Genomic DNA, 16,115 nt, shown 5'->3' with positions numbered 1-16,115 from the left:
CCCGCCGATCCGAGCGTCGATGCGACCTTCGGGGACTATGCTGCGCCGCCCGCAGCGTCGGACGCCGCCCCGCTCCCGCCGCAGGACACCCTGCCGCCCGCGACCGACACTGTCCCCGCCGTCACCTCCGATACCTATGGCGAGGACGACCTCATCGGTGCCGCCGAAGGCGTGTTCGGCAAGGGCGCCGAAGGCCTCGCCAAGCTGATCGAGGACATGCTCAAGAAGCAGGGCCGGCCCAACGGCTACATCGTCGGGCGCGAGGCGGGCGGCGCGTTCATCGTCGGGGCGCGCTACGGTTCGGGCACGCTCCACCACAAGGTCGAAGGGGAGCGGAAGGTCTACTGGACCGGGCCCTCGATCGGCTTCGATGCGGGCGCGAATGCGGGCAACACCTTCGTGCTGGTCTACAACCTGTTCGACACCGAGGACCTGTTCAAGCGCTTCCCCTCGGGCGAGGGGCAGGCCTATTTCGTCGGCGGCCTGACCGCGAGCTATCTGCGGCGCGGCGATGTGGTGCTGATCCCGATCCGGGTCGGCGCGGGCCTCAGGCTCGGGGTCAATGCGGGCTACATGAAGTTCTCCAAGGAACAGAAGTGGGTGCCCTTCTGAGCGCGTGATTTAGCCGCTGCATACGAAAAGCCGGTTGCGATAAGCGTCCGCCGGGGCCATGCGCCGCGACATGCTCGACCGACTCAGCCCCCAGGCGCCCGACGCCCTGCTCGCCCTGATCCGCCTCCACGCCGCCGACCCGCGCGCGGACAAGATCGACCTCGGGGTCGGTGTCTACCGGACGGAAGACGGCGCGACCCCGGTGTTCGCCGCGATCAAGGCGGCCGAGCAGGCGCTGGTCGATAGTCAGGAGAGTAAGTCCTACCTCGGCCCCGAGGGCGACATGGGCTTCGTCGCCGCGCTGATGCCCTACATCTTCGGCGCGGGCGACCCGACGATGGGCGGCCGCATCCAGGGGATGCAGACCCCGGGCGGCACCGGCGCGGTGCGCCTCGCGCTCGGCCTTGCGCAGAAGGCCGGGGTGAAGCGCGTCCACATGGGCGTGCCGAGCTGGCCCAACCACGCCCAGATCCTCGCCGATCTCGGCATGGAGCTTGCCCCCTTCGACCACGCGCAGGCCGATGGCACGGCCAACCTCGATGCTGTGCTCGCCGCCATCAATGGCGCCGCGAGCGACGAGGCTGTGCTGCTTCACGCCTGCTGCCACAATCCCACGGGGATCGACTACACCGCCGAGCAGTGGAGCGCGATCGCCGAGGCCTTCGCCGCCAGCGGCACCTTCCCGATCATCGATGCCGCCTATCAGGGCCTCGGCCACGGCATGGAGGAGGACGCTGCAGGGATGCGCGCCCTGCTCGCGAAGGTGCCCGAGGCCTTCGTCGCCTATTCCTGCGACAAGAACTTCGGCCAGTACCGCGACCGCGTCGGCGCGTTTTACGTGATGGCTGCCGAGGCCGGAGCGCTCGATACGGCCTTCTCCAACGCCAATGCGCTGGCGCGCGCGGCGTGGTCGATGCCGCCCGATCACGGCGGTGCGGCAGTGCGGATCATCCTGCGCGACGATCAGATGACCGCGCAGTGGCTCGCCGAGCTCGACACGATGCGTGCGCGCATGCGCCAGGTGCGCGATGCGCTCGCTGCCGCGGGCAGTGCGGGGCGCGTGGATCTCACGCCCCTCGGGCACCAGAACGGGCTGTTCTCGATGCTGCCGATCACCAAGGAAGAGGTCGCCACCCTGCGCGAGGAACACGGCATCTACATGGCTGCATCGGGCCGCATCAACATCGCCGGGCTCACGCCGGGGAACCTCCCCAAGTTCATCGCCGCGCTGGCGGCGGTGGCGGGGTAAGCGCCGATGCTCGACCGCCAGCCCGTGCTGGAGGGCGAGCATGTGCGCCTGCGCCCGCTGCGCCCGGAGGATTGGGACGCGCTCTTCGCGGTCGCGTCCGACCCGCTGATCTGGGAACAGCACCCCGCGCACGACCGCTGGCGCGAGCCGGTGTTCCACGCCTTCTTCGAAGACGCGCTGGCGAACCAGGGCGCGCTGCTGGCGCGCGATGCGCAGACCGGGGCGGTGATCGGCTCCTCGCGCTTCGAGGGGCTGGATGAGGCAGATGGCGGCTCGGTCGAGATCGGCTGGACGTTTCTCGCGCGCTCGCACTGGGGCGGCGTCCACAATCACGAGATGAAGCGGCTGATGCTGACCCACGCGCTGGCGAGCGTCGCCGAAGTGCGGTTCCTGGTGGGCGAGACCAACACCCGCTCGCGCCGCGCGCTGGAGCGCATCGGCGCAAGGCTCACCGACCGCCGCGAGGACCGGGTGATGGCCGACGGCACGGCCATCCCGCACCTCACCTACGCGATCACGCGCGCGAGCTTCGCGAAAGGGCCGCTGGCGGGCTGATCCGCAGGGAACCTTGCCCGCCCGTCGCGGGTAAGCGCCCCCATGTTCTTCGACAGCCTTTACGACCTCCTCAGGGTCGTACTGATCACGGCGCTTGCCTATGCCGCGCTGGTGCTGGTGCTGCGCCTCGCGGGCAAGCGCTCGCTCGCCAAGCTCAATGCCTTCGATCTGGTGGTGACGGTCGCGCTTGGCTCGACTCTGGCGACGGTGCTGCTGAGCAAGGACGTGTCCCTCCTGGAAGGCGCGCTCGCCTTCATCATGCTGGCGCTGCTGCAATGGATCGTCGCGCGCCTCTCGGTTGCCTCGCCCTTGTTCCGCGATCTCGTGCGCAGCCAGCCGCGGCTGCTGTTCGAGGATGGGCAGTTCCGCCGCAGCGCGATGCGACAGGAGCGCGTCACCGAGGACGAGATCCTTGCGGTCATCCGCTCTGCCGGCGTCACCCGGGTCGAGGATGTCGCCGCCGTCGTGCTCGAGACCGACGGCACGCTGAGCGTCATCAAGGGCGCGGGCCAAGGTTTGACGGTGCTGGCGGGGGTGCGGCGTTAGCGAGTGCCGTCAGCCGGGTGGCCGCATCGTGAGCAACGCGTCGGCCAGAGGGCGAAAGTCGATCAGCGCCGAACGCTGCCGCCCGAGGCACCGCAGCGCCGCCAGATCGGCTTCTGTGCGCGTGGCGGGCTCTTTCAGGGGCTTGATCCTGACCACTTCGGGGCTCTCCACGGTGACGGCGAGCAGGTGCTCGGCACGGCATTGCTTCACGAAGCCGTTGGCAGCCTTTTCGACCTCTTCGCGGGTCGGCGGCCGATAGGTCGCGGTCAGCGCCAGCAGCATGACGAGGGCGGCGAGGATTCTCATCGGCAGCAATCCGTGACCCGAAGAACACGCCCGCCATCATGCGCCCGAATCGCATGCACGGCAATCGGCGCGCGCGCCGCCCGCTGCATCTCACCGCAGCCCGGCGAGGCTCTGCATCCGCTTGAGGTAGCGTGCGAGCACGTCGATCTCGAGATTGACCGCATCGCCCACGGCCAGATCGCCGAGCGTCGTCACCGCGGCGGTGTGGGGGATGATGTTGAGCAGGAAGTCGCACATCCCGTCGGGCCGGTCGCGCACGTCGTTGACGGTGAGCGACACGCCGTTGACCGTGATCGAGCCCTTCTCGGCGATGAAGGGGGCCATCTCGGCGCGCGCCCGGATCGCGACCTTCCAGCTGTCGCCCTCGCGCGCCACCTTGACCACCTCGCCGACCGAATCGACGTGGCCGGTGACGATGTGCCCGCCGAGCTCGTCGCCGAGCCGCAAGCTGGGCTCGATGTTGAGTCGCGCGCCTGCTTTCCACATCCCCGGCACGGTGCGGCTGACGGTCTCGCCCGACAGGTCGACATCGAACCAAGCGTCCCCCGCGCTGCCGCCGCGCTCGACCACGGTCAGGCACACGCCCGAGCACGCGATCGAAGCGCCGATGTCGATCCGCGCCGGATCGAGCGGGGCATTGATGCGCAGCCGCAGGTCGCCGCGCTGGTCGGCGGCGGCGATGGTGCCGATGGCGGTGACGATGCCGGTAAACATTTCTCTGCTGGCTCCTGATCTCCTCCCCCTTGAGGGGGAGGCCGGGTGGGGGTGTTCGGCGTCTGATAGGGCGTGGAACACCCACCCCCAACCCCTCCCGTGAGGGAGGGGGGAAGAAGGTGTGTCATCTCATCCGCAGATAGGCGGCGAAGCTGTCGCTGCCAAGCTGGCGGCGTTCGCCGAGCTGCCAGCGGCCATGCGCTTCAGGAAGGCCCGCGAGGCCCAGCGGGCCGAGCGCCCTCAACCCCTCGCCGATCAGGATCGGTGCGGTGTAGAGGTGCAGTTCGTCGACGAGGTCTGCGGCCAGGAAGGTGGCGGCGGTCATCGCCCCGCCTTCGACATAGAGGTATTGGACGCCTTCAAGGCCCGCGATCGCCTCGGGCGCGGGGAGGGCTGTGGTGCCTTCGGGCGCAGGCCCTCGGGTCAGCACCACGCGCTGCGGCGAGCGGGCTTCCAGCCCGGGAAGGCGAACGTCGAGCCGGGGATGATCCGCGCGCCACGTCCCGCCGCCGACCAGGATCGCGTCATGCCGGGCGCGCTGGGCGTGGACATGGGCGCGCGCCTCCTCGCCGGTGATCCATCGGCTGGTGCCATCGGCGAGCGCGATGCAGCCGTCGAGCGAGGTTGCGAGCTTCAGCGTCACCCAAGGGCGGCCGAGGTGCTGGCGGGTGAGGAACCCGGCAAGGCTCTCTGCCGAAGCCGGGTCGCTCAGCAAGGTGACCGCGATCCCCGCCGCCGCGAGCCGCGCCATGCCCTGTCCGGCGGTCCGTGGGTCGGGGTCGCGCTGGCCGATGACCACGCGCGCCGGACGCGCGGCGCAGATCAGGTCTGCGCATGCGGGCCCGCGCTCCGAGACATGGGCGCAGGGCTCGAGCGTGACATAAAGCGCCGCGCGGGAGAGAACTTCCGGCGAGAGCCCGGCAAGCGCCATCGCCTCGGCATGGGGCCGCCCGCCCGCCTGCGTCCACCCGCGCGCGATCACGCGGCCCTCGGCGACCACCAGCGCCGCGACGCCGGGGTTGGGCCGCGCAAGCGGGCGCGCGCGCCCGGCCAGCCGCGCAGCGGCGGCCATCCAGTCGTGATCGGAAGGCGGATGGCTTGCGGCTATTGCCCTGCGCTCTCGGCTTGCTTCGCTTTCGCCGCCGCCTCGGCCTCGGCGCGGCGCTTCTCGGCAGCGGCTTTCTCCGCCGCGCGCTCGGCCTCTGCCTTGCGCTCGATTTCCTCGACATCCATCCCCGCCGCCCGGCCGAGCTCCTTGTAGATCGCGCGCTTCTGCTCGGCGATGCGCGCCTCCTCGGCCGCGCGCAGGTCCTTGATTTCCTGGTTGGCGCGGTTCTCGGCCATGATCTCGGCTTCGGAGCGGGCCGGGTCGAGCGTGGTGATGTATTCGATCGTCGGGCGCTCGGGCTCGCCGTATTGGGTGCTGTTGAGCCCCCACCAGATCATGAAGGCGGCCGGCAGGATCGAGACCAGCAGGATCGGCCAGCGATAGGGGTGGGGCCGCCGGATTTCGTTCCAGAAATCGGCGATGCCGCCGGCCGGGTTGAAGCGGGAGGGGAGAATGCGCATGGCGGCAATATAGAGTGGGGCGGGGCAAGGGGGAAGGGGCTCGCTCGGCCCGCGTCGTTATCCGAAGCTCGCGTAGAGCCCCCGCCCGTGCTCCTTCAGCCAGCGGTCGGCCGCGGCGATCTCGCCTTCGAAGATTCGCGCGAGCAGCGCGTGGAAGGCTGGGGAGTGGTCGAAGTGGACGAGATGTGCGACCTCGTGCGCCACCACCGAGCGGCGCACCCAGTCGGGCGCCTGCACCAGCCGCCAGTTGATCCTGATCCGCGCCTTGTCCGAACACGATCCCCAGCGCCGCTGCGCCCGCGTCAGCCCGGTCGGCACCGGCGCGAGGCCCGCTGCCGCGCAATAGTCGCGCATGTCGCCCTCGGCGAGGCGCAGCGCCTCGGCCTCGAGCCAGCGCTGCAGCCGCGTCTCGAGCCCCGCCTGCGGCCCGCCGATGTGCAGGCTTTCGCCCTCCAGCACCGGGCGGCGCGGCGCGCGCGTGTCCCACGCCAGTCGCAGGCGCTGCCCGCGGTAGAGCACCTCGCCCCCGGGTTCGGGCGCGGCACGCCTGGGCAGGCGCGCCATCTGCTCGGAAAGCCAGCCGACGCGGGCATGGGCGAAGGCGATCGCCTCGCGCCCCTCGGCCCAGGCGGGGAGCGTGATGCGCACCTCGCTGCCGTCGGGCGCGAGCCGCAGCGTCAGCCGCCGCGCGGTCTTCATGCGCTTCAGGACGATCGGGACCTGCCGCCCGCCGAGGTCGATCTCCGGATCGAGCGCATGACGCGCCGAGGCACCGCGCAGCCAGTCGATCATGCGCCTGCTTCCTGCTCGCTCTCCCAGTCCCGGCGGGCTGAGGGCCATTCGGTGATGTGGTGCTCGATCGGCCCGGCATCCACTTCGCTCACCACCCGGCCCACCACCGAGACGCCCGCGCGCCGCACCGCATCGCGGTCGCCCGAGAGGAGGTAATGCCACCCTGGCAGCGGCCGGCCATCGGCGCGCAGGCGGTAGGCGCAGGTCTGGGGGAGCCAGCTGACCTGTTCGACGATCCGCAAGGTCAGCCGCAGGCAATCGGGGACGAAGGCCTTGCGGTTGCGATAGTCCGAGCATTGCGCGGTGCGGGTGTCGAGCAGGCGGCAGGCGATGTTGGTGTCGACCACCGCGCCGGTGTCCTCGTCTTCGAGCTTGTGCAGGCAGCAGCGCCCGCAGCCGTCGCACAGCGCCTCCCACTCCGCGCGGGTGAGCTCGCCCAGCGGCAGCTCCCAGAAGCGCTCCCTCAGTTCACCCATCGCGCCAGTTCCGCCGCGACCGCCTTGGCGCCCTGGTCGGTCGGCAGCGTGGCGATCGGCGCGCCGTCGGGGCCGAACAGGTAGACGACGTTCGAATGGTCGACGAGATAGCCGCCGCCCGGCTGCGCTTCGCCTTTCTGGTAGAACACCTTGAAGGTCTTGGCGGTGGCGGCGATCTGTTCCGGCGTGCCGGTGAGGCCGACGATGTCGGGCGAAAAGGCAGCGGCGAATTCGCCGACCACGGCCTGGGTGTCGCGTTCGGGGTCGATGGTGATGAAGATCGGCACGATCTTGCCCGCCTTGTCGGGATCGCTCGCCTTCAGCGCCTTCAGCCCTTGCGCGACGCGCTGCATGTCGGTCGGGCAGACGTCGGGGCAGAAGGTGTAGCCGAAATAGACCACCCGGTACTTGCCCGCGAAATCGCTCCAGCGCACCGGCTCGCCCTTGCTGTTGCGGAGCGCGAAATCCCCGCCGATTGCCGCACCTGCCAGCGGGGCGTCGGCGGCGGGCGTTGCCGTGCCCCCGCAGGCGGAAAGCGCCAGCGACAGCGCGATTGCGACAGAAGCGACGGCGGAAGACTTGTTGATGCGGTTCATGCTCTGCTAACTGGCTCTTGGAGAAAGGCGCTGCGGCTCGGCCCGCCCGCGCCATCCCACACGGCAAGGTGTGGCAGGTAATGCGAAAGGATCAAACCGTGGCTCATGGTGTTTTGCGCAAGTTAGGGGCTCGCGGGGCAATTGCCAGCGCGATTGCGCTCGCGCTGGCATCCCCGGTCGCCGCGCAGTTCCAGTCGGAGGGCTACCAGTTCCTCGAGGCGGTCAAGGAGGCCGACGGCGACAAGGCGACCGACATGCTCTCCAAGCCCGGCACCCAGATCGTCAACACCCGCGACATCACCAGCGGCGACACCGGCCTGCACATCGCGGTCGCGCGCTCGGACCTGTTGTGGGTGCGCTTCCTGCTCCAGCGCGGCGGCGATCCCAACATCCGCAACAAGAAAGGCGCGACCCCCTTGCAGGTGGCGACCGCCCTGGGCTTCACCGATGGCGTCGCGGCGCTGATCAAGGGCGGGGCAAGCGTCGACATCGCCGACCAGACGGGCGAGACCCCGCTGATCACTGCGGTTCATGCCCGTAACCTCGCGCTGGTGCGGCTGTTGCTCGAGAAGGGCGCGGACCCGGATCGCAACGACAATTCGGGCCGCTCGGCGCGCAACTACATGGAGCTGCAGGCCGGCAACGACGTCCTCCGGCAGATCTTCGCCGAAGCCGACACCAAGCGCGCGCAGGCGGGAACCAAGAAAGACTACGGGCCTTCTTTCTGACATGACCGACTTCTCCGACCTGACCCTCGACGAGCTGCGCATCGCGCTCGCCCCCGACATCGCCGCCTCGGCCATTTTCGATGGCTGGAACGAGACCGCGCTCGTCGCCGCCGCCGAGATGGCGGGGGCCGATGTCGACGTGGCGAAGCTCGCCTTCCCGGGCGCCAGGCCGATGGACATGATCGCGGCGTGGATCGCTTCGGTCGATCAGGCGATGGCCGAGGAATGGCCCGCCGAACGCCTCGCCACGCTGAAGATCCGCGAGCGCATCCGCACGCTGGTCGCCTTCCGGCTGGAGGCGGTCGCGCATATCGACGAGGCGGTGCGCCGCGCGCTGGCGGTGATGGCGCAGCCGCAGAACGTCGCCCAGGCGCTCAAGCTAGGCTGGCAGTCGGCGGACATCATGTGGCGGCTCGCGGGCGACACCGCGACCGATTACAACCACTACACCAAGCGCGCGATCCTGGCGGGCATCTACTCGGCGACGCTGGCGGTGTTCGTGAACGACGACAGCGAGGGCAAGGCTGATACCTACGCCTTCCTCGACCGCCGGATCGACGGGGTGATGCGCTTCGAGAAGGTCAAGGCGCAGTTCCTCGGGCGCGACCGCGAGCTGCCGAGCCTGACGCGCTTCCTCGGCCGGCTGCGCTACCCGGCGCGGTGACGCGCCTCAAGCAGCGGTTGCGAAGCACAGCCGCGGGCTGAACCGGTAGGCGACGACAAGCGCGACCGAACTGGTGGATTAACCCTCAGCCACGGCTCGCGCGGAGCGGGCCGCTTCCCTATTGCCTGAGACAGATTCGCGGCGCATCCTGTGCAGCCGGGGATCAAGACATTGACGGGAAGGGTATTTCGATGGCGGGTTCGCTCAACAAGGTCATGCTGATCGGCAATCTGGGCGCCGACCCGGAAATCCGCACCTTTGGCAATGGCGGCAAAGTCGCGAACCTGCGCATCGCCACGTCCGAGACGTGGAAGGACCGCCAGACCGGCGAGCGCAAGGAAAAGACCGAGTGGCACACCGTCGCGATCTTCTCCGAAGGCCTCGTCAGCGTGGTCGAGCGCTACCTCAAGAAGGGCAGCAAGGTCTTCGTCGAGGGCAAGCTCCAGACCCGCAAGTGGCAGGACCAGAACGGGCAGGATCGCTACAGCACCGAGATCGTGATCCAGGGCCTCGGCGGCACGCTGACCATGCTTGACGGCGCGCAAGGTGGCAGTGGCGGCATGGGCGGCGGTGGTGGTGGCCGTTCCGGCGGCGGCAGCTACGGCGGCGGCGGTGGCAGCTGGGATCAGGGCGGCGGCTCTTCGGGCGGCGGCGGCTTCGGCGGCGGCGGTGCTCCGGCTGGCGGCGGTTACGACGATCTCGACGACGACATTCCGTTCTGATCGGGTCGCTTCATGAGGCCCGCGCGCCTCAGAAGGTCACGAACAGGTTCACGTTCGCCGTGTGGTCGATCTGGTCCGGCCCGTCGCGCCACACGCGCTGGTTGAGGTAGCCCGGCACCGCCTCCATGCCCTTGGCGAGCGGGACCGAGACCCCGACGAAATTGCGCCACACCGACAGCCCCCCGCGCTGCACCGGGCCTTCGTCCAGTTCGACGAAGGGCTCGGTATAGGCGACGATCTTGTTGTCCTCGCTCACCGGCACGCGCAACTGCACGAATTGCCGCAGCCGCCACGCGGTGTCCTCCAGCTCCTCGAAGGAGCGCTGTTCCAGCCGCGTGCGGCTGTCGAGCGTCGTCCCGCCCGCGGTGGTCAGCAGGCGGATGTTGAGCTCCTAGTAGAAGCGGTGCTCGTCGAGCTTCGCCGGGCCGACCGGATCGGTCAGCACATAGGCATAGCCCGCGCCGATATTGACCTCCTTGCTGATCCGGTAGCCGACCAGCGAGCGCAGCAGCAATTGCCCCAGCCGCTCGGCATCATTGGTGAAGCGCTCCTGCGCCTCGAGCCGGACATAGACATCCTCGCCCGCGTTGATCGTCGCGAACTGGCCGAGCCAGACATTGCCGTCCTCCTCCGCCGCGTCGAGCGGGGAGGGGATCAGCACGAGGCTGAAGAGGGGCAGGAAGCGGCCGGCGGACATGGGATTCCTCATGCACCCGCGCGGCTTAACGGCGCGGAGGCGCGGCCCTCAGGGCTTTTTCAGACCGGCCAGCAGATCGGCGAGCGGCCCCAATTGCTCGCCCTCCTGCACGATCCCTGCAGCTTTGCGCGCGGCGTCGGCGTTCGGCCCTTCGGCATAGGGGTCGATCGCGAGGCCGAGGGTCTGCGCCACTGCTTCGCCGAGATCGAACATCTCGCCCGAGAAGCCGATCTCGTCGCAATCATCGGCCTCGAGTTCGATCTCCTCGGCTTCGGTCGCCGGGCGCTGCCCTTCTTCGACGAATCGCAGGTCGATGGGCTCGTCGATGGCGACCGGAAAATCCTCGCCGCTGATCGCGCAGGATTGCTGGATCGCCGCGCGCAAGCGCCCGGTGGCGCGGATCGCGCGCGGGCGCTGTTCGAGCGACACCTCGGCGCGCAAGGCTTCCACCGCGCCGAGGCCGAAGCGCGCGGCCAGCGCGGCGCGTTCCTCTGCGCTCGCCTCGATCACCACCGGCCCGCCCGCGAGTGGCCGGCTCTTGATCATCCGCGAGAGTTCGGAAGGGGGAATTGCGCCACTCACCAGATCGCGCTCGCTTTCAGCATCTCGGCATCGGAGAAGCGCCCGAGCCGCTCGAACAGCTTCATCAGCCGCTCGGCCACGGCGCGCGCGCTCGCGGCTTCGTCGGCGCCCTCGGCAAAGGTCACGTTGCGCGCCACGGCGGCGGTGAGCTTGTCGAGGTCGCCCGCGTTGAGCGCGCTGCGATAGGCCCCGAGCCGCCCGCCGAGCACGCTCATCAGCTTGCCGATGCGCTTGCCCACGACCACGTCGTTGACGCCGAATTCGCGCAATTGCCCGTCCATGTCCTCGACGAACAGCTCGGCGAGCAGCGCGCTTTCGGCGCGCAGCTCCGAGGCCTCGATCCGCACCATCACGGTGCTGAGCACGGCGGTGATCATGTCGAACCGTCCCGCGATCGAATCCGCCACCCGGCAATCGGTGTAATAGACCGAATCGCGCGCGAGCTCGATCACGCGGTGCCACAGCGGGCGCACGCCTTCGCGCGGGTCCGGGGCGGTGCCGAGCAGGCGTGAGAGGAAGGACATTTTTGCAAGGCCTTTCACAGGGGCGGGCAGGATCGGACGCAGGATAGCACAGGGCAAACGCCGCCAACGCACGCTTACGCTAACGCACGAGGCGCGGATGCGTTCAAGCCGCATTCAAGCGCGCCCGCCCACGGGTTTCCCATATGGTGCGTTGCATGCGCCGCGCTAGCCCCTTAAAGCACCTCGCATCGGCGGCAGGTGCCCGCCGCGACTGACGGAACGGATAGAGTTTGGCCCAGATGGTGAAGACAGGCGCGATGACGAAGGCCAGGGCAGGAGCCGCAGTGCTGCTGGCGGCGGCGCTGCTGCCGGGCTGCACCTCGATCCGCGAATCGCGCGGCTATATCGAGGATGCGACGCTGTCCTCGCTGATCCAGCCGCGGATCGACAACCGCCAGTCGGTCGAAGGCACGCTCGGGCGACCGACCTTCACCAGCCAGTTCGGCACGCCGACCTGGTACTACGTCTCCTCGATCACCGGCCAGCGCCCTTTCAACCGCCCGCGCATCCGCAACCATTCGGTGCTGGCGGTGACCTTCGATGCCAATGGCCGGGTGAGCGAAGTGAAGCGCAGCGGGGTTGACCAGGTGGTCTATCTCGACCCCAATGGCGACAAGACCCCGACGCTGGGCCGCGAGCGCGGCTTCCTCGAAGACCTGTTCGGCAATATCGGCCAGGTCGGCTCGACCGGCCTGCCCGGCGGCGGCGCGGGCGGCGGGCCCAACGGGCAGTAAGGCTGGCTTGAACGGCTGCGGACCCGCGCCATATTGGCGGGCATGAGCAGCACATCCAACGCCCACGGGCTCGTGCAATGGCACGGCACCACCATCATTGGCGTCCGCCGCGGCGGCACCACCGTCATTGCAGGGGACGGGCAGGTGTCGATGGGCAACACCGTGATGAAGCCCAACGCCCGCAAGGTGCGCCGGATCGGCGATGGCAGCGTGATCGCGGGCTTCGCAGGCGCGACGGCCGACGCCTTCACCCTTTTCGAGCGGCTCGAGAAAAAGCTCGAGCAGTACTCCGGCCAGCTGATGCGCGCCTCGGTCGAACTCGCCAAGGACTGGCGCACCGACAAGTACCTGCGCAATCTCGAGGCGCTGATGATCGTCGCCGACAAGGACACGCTGCTGGTGCTGACCGGCAATGGCGACGTGCTCGAGCCCGTCGGCGAGATCGCCGCGATCGGATCGGGCGGCAACTTCGCCCTCGCCGCGGCGCGGGCGATCGCCGACTACGAGAGCGACGCCGAGACCATCGCACGAAAGGCGATGGCGGTCGCGGCCGAGATCTGCGTCTTTACCAACGGCAACCTGACGGTCGAAATCGTCTGAACCCCTCCCTCTTCCCCGGACACCCCATGGACAACCTCACCCCCAAGGCGATCGTCGCCGCATTGGACGAGCACATCATCGGCCAGCAGGACGCCAAGCGCGCGGTCGCGGTCGCGCTGCGCAATCGCTGGCGCCGCCAGCGGCTTGGCGCCGATCTGCGCGACGAGGTGACGCCCAAGAACATCCTGATGATCGGGCCGACGGGCTGCGGCAAGACCGAGATCAGTCGGCGGCTGGCCAAGCTCGCGGAAGCCCCCTTCATCAAGGTTGAGGCGACCAAGTTCACCGAGGTCGGCTATGTCGGGCGCGATGTCGAACAGATCGCCCGCGACCTGGTGGAGGAGGCGATCCGGCTCGAGAAGGAGCGCCGCCGCGAGAAGGTCCGCGAGGCGGCGAGCGCGGCCGCGATGGACCGGCTGCTGAACGCGCTGGTCGGCGAGAACGCCTCCGAAGCCACCCGCGAAAGCTTCCGCCAGCGCATCGTCCAGAACGCGATGAACGATGTCGAGGTCGAGATCGAGGTGCGCGACACCCCTGCCGCGCCCTTCGACATGGGCCAGATGGGCGGGCAGATCGGGATGATCGACCTCTCCGACATGATGGGCAAGGCGCTGGGGCGGAAGAACACCCGCCGCCAGAAGCTGCGCGTGCCCGATGCGTGGGACAAGCTGGTCGACGAGGAGGCCGACAAGCGTCTCGACCAGGACGATGTGGCCCGCGCCGCGCTCCAGAACGCCGAGACCAACGGTATCGTGTTCCTCGACGAGATCGACAAGATCGCGGTCAGCGACGTGCGCGGCGGGAGCGTGAGCCGCGAAGGCGTGCAGCGCGACCTGCTGCCGCTGATCGAGGGCACCACGGTCGCGACCAAGTATGGCCCGATGAAGACCGATCACGTGCTGTTCATCGCGTCCGGCGCGTTCCATGTGGCCAAGCCTTCGGACATGCTGCCCGAATTGCAGGGGCGCCTCCCCATCCGGGTCGAGTTGCGCGCGCTGACCGAGGCCGATTTCGTGCGCATCCTCGGCGAGACCCGCGCCAATCTCGTTGCGCAATACAAGGCGCTGCTCGGCACGGAGAAGGTGACGCTCGATTTCGCCGACGACGCGATCCCCGCGATCGCGCGCATCGCCGCTCAGGTGAATGCCACGGTCGAGAACATCGGCGCGCGGCGCTTGCAGACGGTGATGGAACGGCTGCTTGAGGAGATCAGCTTCGAGGCCGAGGATCACGTGGGCGAGACGATCACCATCGACGCCGCTTACGTCGAAGCGCGGCTGGCGGGGCTGGCGGGGAACACCGACCTTTCGAAGTATATCTTGTGACGACGGGCGGCCCTGTCGGCGACCTTGCGGGGATGCTGGCGGGCATGGCGCCGCTGCTGGACGCACGGCGCTGGGCCTTCGTGGTGGTGGATGGCGCGGCCCCGGATGACTCCTTCGCGGTCATCCGCGAGGACGAGGGCACGACCGCGATTGTGCCCGACCCGGCCGGGGATTTCGCGCGGCTTACCCTGACGGTCCACTCCGCATTGGACGGCGTCGGTCTGACCGCAGCGGTCGCGGGCGCGCTCGCGGAGCGGGGGATTGCCTGCAATGTCGTCGCGGGCTTCCACCACGATCACCTCTTCGTGCCGTGGGCAAGGGCTGACGAGGCGCTGGCAATTCTCCAGCGCCTCGCCGCTGCATTCTGATCACTCGCCCAGCAGATACTTCTTCCAGAACATCAGCTGCGCGAGGAAGGCGTAGTCGGCATTGGCCTTCTTGCGGAAGCCGTGGCCTTCGTCCGCCGCCACGAGGTGCCATGCCTCGCCGCCCTTCGCGCGGATCGCGGCGACCATCTGGTCGGCTTCGGACTTGGGCACGCGCGGGTCGTTGGCGCCGGTGATGACGAACATCGGCTTGCTGATCTCGCCGACGCGGGTGAGCGGGCTGATCTCGATGAGCTTGGCGCGCTGCTTGGGATCGCGCTCGTCGCCGTATTCGACCCGGCGCAGGTCCTGACGATAGGGGTTGGTGTTCTCGAGGAAGGAGACGAAGTTGCTGATCGCGACGATGCAGGTGGTCGCGGTGAGCTTGTCCTTCAATTGTACGGCGGCGGCATAGCACATGTAGCCGCCGTATGAGCCGCCGGTGAGGCCGATCTTCTCCGGATCGACCGCCGGGTCGGCGGCGACCGCGTCGATCAGCGCGGCCATGTCCTTGACCGAATCCTCGCGGCGGAAGGGGCCGTTGTCGAGGCTGACGAAGCGCTTGCCGTAGCCGGTCGAGCCGCGCACGTTGGGGAAGAAGATGCCGACGCCGAGCTCGTTGAGGTAGTAGTTGTCCGCGCCCATGAAGCCGGCGGTGCTCTGGCCCTCGGGGCCGCCGTGGACGTCGACGATCAGCGGGCGCTTGCCGGGGAACTTCGCGGGGTCGGGGAGGTAGAGGAGGCCCGAGACCTCGAGCCCGTCGAAGCTCCTGGTGGTGAGGATGCGCGGCTCGACATTGACCTGCGGGTCGAGCCCGCCGGTCTCGGACTGCGTCCAGCGGGTGAGCTCCATGGTCGCTGGGTCGAGGCTCCAGACGTCCGAGGCGCTCTTGGCGCTGGAGAAGGAGAAGCCGATCTCGCCCCACGGCGCGAAGCTGAGGCCGCTGATCTGGCCGGCGGGGAGAGCATCGACGCGGGTGATCTTTCCGGTGGCGACATCGAGCAGGCGCATCCGGTCGGAGCCGGCCTCGTTGACCTCGTAGGCGATGGTCCTGCCGTCGTCGGAGATGGCGAAGCCATCCACGTCCCAGCGCTCGGTGGTGACGGGGGTGAAGGCGCCGGTGGCGGGATCGAGCCGACCGAGGCGCTGGAAGTCCGAATCGCGGTCGGTGGTGACCCACAAGGTGCCATCGCTCGCGACCTCGAGGCCCGAATAGCTGACCCTGGCCTTGGGATCGCCGATCGGGGTCATCGCGCCAGTGGCGAGATCAAGGCGGTAGAGGTCGACATCCTCGACCGAGCGGTAGTCGGCGACATAGGCCGTCCGGTTGTCGCGCGAAAAGGCCGCGATCGCCCAGCCGCCGCCCTTGCTCTCCCACACCACCCGCGCCGAGGCGGGGTCACGCGGGTTCATGACGTAGAGGTCGGAATCGACCCCGTTGCGGCGGGTCGAGCTGAAGCCGATCAGGCTGCCGTCGGGGCTCCAGGCATTGATCTGGTTGCGGCTCGCGCCGTCGGTGAGGAGGGTGAGGCGACCGTCCCTGAGGGTGTGGAGCTGGAAGTACTCGTCGCCCCCGCGGTCCTTGGAGACCACGATGATGTCGCCTGTCTCCGGAGCGTAGGAGCCGCGCACGGTCTCGGCCTCGAAGCTCAGCTGGGTGCGCGCACCCATCGGCTGGGCGACGCGGTGAAGCTGGGAGGTGTTGGCAAAGCGGGTGTTGATGAGCACCGCGCGGGTGTTGGGGTCCCAACCCGCGAAG

General features: G+C 68.9%; 21 protein-coding genes and 1 pseudogene. 11 read left to right on the top strand and 11 right to left on the bottom strand.

Features of this window, described 5'->3' with window-relative positions; all coding sequences use genetic code 11:
- The 4 genes from AX692_RS08020 to AX692_RS08005 all read left to right on the top strand — a co-directional run.
- A partial coding sequence (locus AX692_RS08020; RefSeq protein WP_073977623.1) for a DUF1134 domain-containing protein occupies positions 1–612 on the top strand: 612 nt, incomplete at its 5' end.
- 70 nt (positions 613–682) lie between these two features.
- On the top strand, positions 683–1,861 hold the full coding sequence (locus AX692_RS08015) for an aromatic amino acid transaminase (RefSeq protein ID WP_073975854.1): 1,179 nt from the start codon (positions 683–685) through the stop codon (positions 1,859–1,861).
- 6 nt (positions 1,862–1,867) lie between these two features.
- Positions 1,868–2,416, top strand: coding sequence for a GNAT family N-acetyltransferase (locus AX692_RS08010; protein WP_073975847.1), 549 nt, complete (start codon positions 1,868–1,870; stop codon positions 2,414–2,416).
- A 42-nt stretch (positions 2,417–2,458) separates the two neighbouring features.
- A complete protein-coding gene (locus AX692_RS08005; RefSeq protein ID WP_073975848.1) occupies positions 2,459–2,962 on the top strand; it encodes a DUF421 domain-containing protein in 504 nt (167 codons plus the stop codon).
- Between the two features lie 9 nt (positions 2,963–2,971).
- Here AX692_RS08005 and AX692_RS08000 read toward each other — a convergent pair whose 3' ends face one another.
- From AX692_RS08000 to AX692_RS07970, 7 genes are all read right to left on the bottom strand, one after another.
- Positions 2,972–3,268 (bottom strand): hypothetical protein, encoded by a 297-nt coding sequence (locus tag AX692_RS08000; protein WP_073975849.1) that lies wholly within the window; start codon positions 3,266–3,268, stop codon positions 2,972–2,974.
- Positions 3,269–3,358: 90 nt separating this feature from the next.
- On the bottom strand, positions 3,359–3,982 hold the full coding sequence (locus AX692_RS07995) for a riboflavin synthase (RefSeq protein ID WP_073975850.1): 624 nt from the start codon (positions 3,980–3,982) through the stop codon (positions 3,359–3,361).
- Positions 3,983–4,106: 124 nt separating this feature from the next.
- Complete coding sequence (gene ribD / locus AX692_RS07990) at positions 4,107–5,090, bottom strand: bifunctional diaminohydroxyphosphoribosylaminopyrimidine deaminase/5-amino-6-(5-phosphoribosylamino)uracil reductase RibD (RefSeq protein WP_330997330.1); 984 nt, start codon at positions 5,088–5,090, stop codon at positions 4,107–4,109.
- Positions 5,087–5,551 carry a hypothetical protein gene (locus AX692_RS07985; RefSeq protein WP_073975852.1) on the bottom strand — a complete coding sequence of 155 codons (465 nt, stop codon included), beginning with the start codon at positions 5,549–5,551 and terminating at the stop codon, positions 5,087–5,089. The genes ribD and AX692_RS07985 overlap by 4 nt, the downstream gene beginning before the upstream one ends.
- 57 nt (positions 5,552–5,608) lie before the next feature.
- Positions 5,609–6,343: a M48 family metallopeptidase gene (locus tag AX692_RS07980; protein ID WP_073975128.1), complete on the bottom strand. Its 735-nt coding sequence runs from the start codon at positions 6,341–6,343 to the stop codon at positions 5,609–5,611.
- Complete coding sequence (locus AX692_RS07975; protein ID WP_073975129.1) at positions 6,340–6,819, bottom strand: YcgN family cysteine cluster protein; 480 nt, start codon at positions 6,817–6,819, stop codon at positions 6,340–6,342. Before AX692_RS07975 ends, AX692_RS07980 begins: the two co-directional genes overlap by 4 nt.
- On the bottom strand, positions 6,807–7,415 hold the full coding sequence (locus tag AX692_RS07970) for an SCO family protein (protein ID WP_073975130.1): 609 nt from the start codon (positions 7,413–7,415) through the stop codon (positions 6,807–6,809). Before AX692_RS07970 ends, AX692_RS07975 begins: the two co-directional genes overlap by 13 nt.
- 98 nt (positions 7,416–7,513) lie before the next feature.
- Between AX692_RS07970 and AX692_RS07965 the strand changes: the two genes are divergently transcribed.
- The 3 genes from AX692_RS07965 (at position 7,514) to ssb (ending at position 9,529) form a co-directional block, all read left to right on the top strand.
- Positions 7,514–8,143, top strand: coding sequence for an ankyrin repeat domain-containing protein (locus AX692_RS07965; protein WP_230959484.1), 630 nt, complete (start codon positions 7,514–7,516; stop codon positions 8,141–8,143).
- 1 nt (position 8,144) lies between these two features.
- Positions 8,145–8,807, top strand: coding sequence for a COQ9 family protein (locus AX692_RS07960; protein ID WP_073975132.1), 663 nt, complete (start codon positions 8,145–8,147; stop codon positions 8,805–8,807).
- A 191-nt stretch (positions 8,808–8,998) separates the two neighbouring features.
- Positions 8,999–9,529, top strand: coding sequence for a single-stranded DNA-binding protein (ssb, locus tag AX692_RS07955; RefSeq protein WP_073975133.1), 531 nt, complete (start codon positions 8,999–9,001; stop codon positions 9,527–9,529).
- A gap of 28 nt (positions 9,530–9,557) precedes the next feature.
- On the opposite strand, the pseudogene AX692_RS07950 reads toward ssb, so the two are convergent.
- The 3 genes and pseudogenes from AX692_RS07950 to AX692_RS07940 form a co-directional block, all read right to left on the bottom strand.
- A pseudogene (locus tag AX692_RS07950) lies at positions 9,558–10,226 on the bottom strand (DUF2490 domain-containing protein).
- Between the two features lie 48 nt (positions 10,227–10,274).
- Positions 10,275–10,808, bottom strand: a complete 534-nt coding sequence (locus tag AX692_RS07945) for a YceD family protein (protein ID WP_081095208.1) — start codon at positions 10,806–10,808, stop codon at positions 10,275–10,277.
- Positions 10,805–11,332: a ubiquinol-cytochrome C chaperone family protein gene (locus tag AX692_RS07940; protein WP_073975135.1), complete on the bottom strand. Its 528-nt coding sequence runs from the start codon at positions 11,330–11,332 to the stop codon at positions 10,805–10,807. The genes AX692_RS07945 and AX692_RS07940 overlap by 4 nt, the downstream gene beginning before the upstream one ends.
- A 257-nt stretch (positions 11,333–11,589) precedes the next feature.
- On the opposite strand from AX692_RS07940, the gene AX692_RS07935 reads away from it, so the two are divergent.
- From AX692_RS07935 to AX692_RS07920, 4 genes are read left to right on the top strand one after another with little or no spacing between them, the layout of a single operon-like run.
- Entirely contained in the window at positions 11,590–12,066 is a 477-nt protein-coding gene (locus AX692_RS07935; protein WP_196490049.1) for an outer membrane protein assembly factor BamE, read from the top strand.
- Between the two features lie 42 nt (positions 12,067–12,108).
- Complete coding sequence (hslV, locus tag AX692_RS07930; protein WP_073975137.1) at positions 12,109–12,666, top strand: ATP-dependent protease subunit HslV; 558 nt, start codon at positions 12,109–12,111, stop codon at positions 12,664–12,666.
- A 26-nt stretch (positions 12,667–12,692) separates the two neighbouring features.
- Positions 12,693–13,991 (top strand): ATP-dependent protease ATPase subunit HslU, encoded by a 1,299-nt coding sequence (gene hslU, locus AX692_RS07925; RefSeq protein ID WP_073975138.1) that lies wholly within the window; start codon positions 12,693–12,695, stop codon positions 13,989–13,991.
- A complete protein-coding gene (locus AX692_RS07920; RefSeq protein WP_196490048.1) occupies positions 13,988–14,359 on the top strand; it encodes an ACT domain-containing protein in 372 nt (123 codons plus the stop codon). Before hslU ends, AX692_RS07920 begins: the two co-directional genes overlap by 4 nt.
- Here the strand turns inward: AX692_RS07920 and AX692_RS07915 are convergent.
- Positions 14,360–16,115: prolyl oligopeptidase family serine peptidase (locus tag AX692_RS07915; protein ID WP_073977622.1), on the bottom strand; the 1,756-nt coding region annotated here is incomplete at its 5' end.

The sequence above is a fragment of the Erythrobacter donghaensis genome (assembly GCF_001557325.1).
Taxonomy (GTDB): domain Bacteria; phylum Pseudomonadota; class Alphaproteobacteria; order Sphingomonadales; family Sphingomonadaceae; genus Erythrobacter; species Erythrobacter donghaensis_B.
The sequence above is the reverse complement of the archived record's forward strand: the minus strand, read 5'-3'. Positions and strand labels throughout refer to the sequence as shown.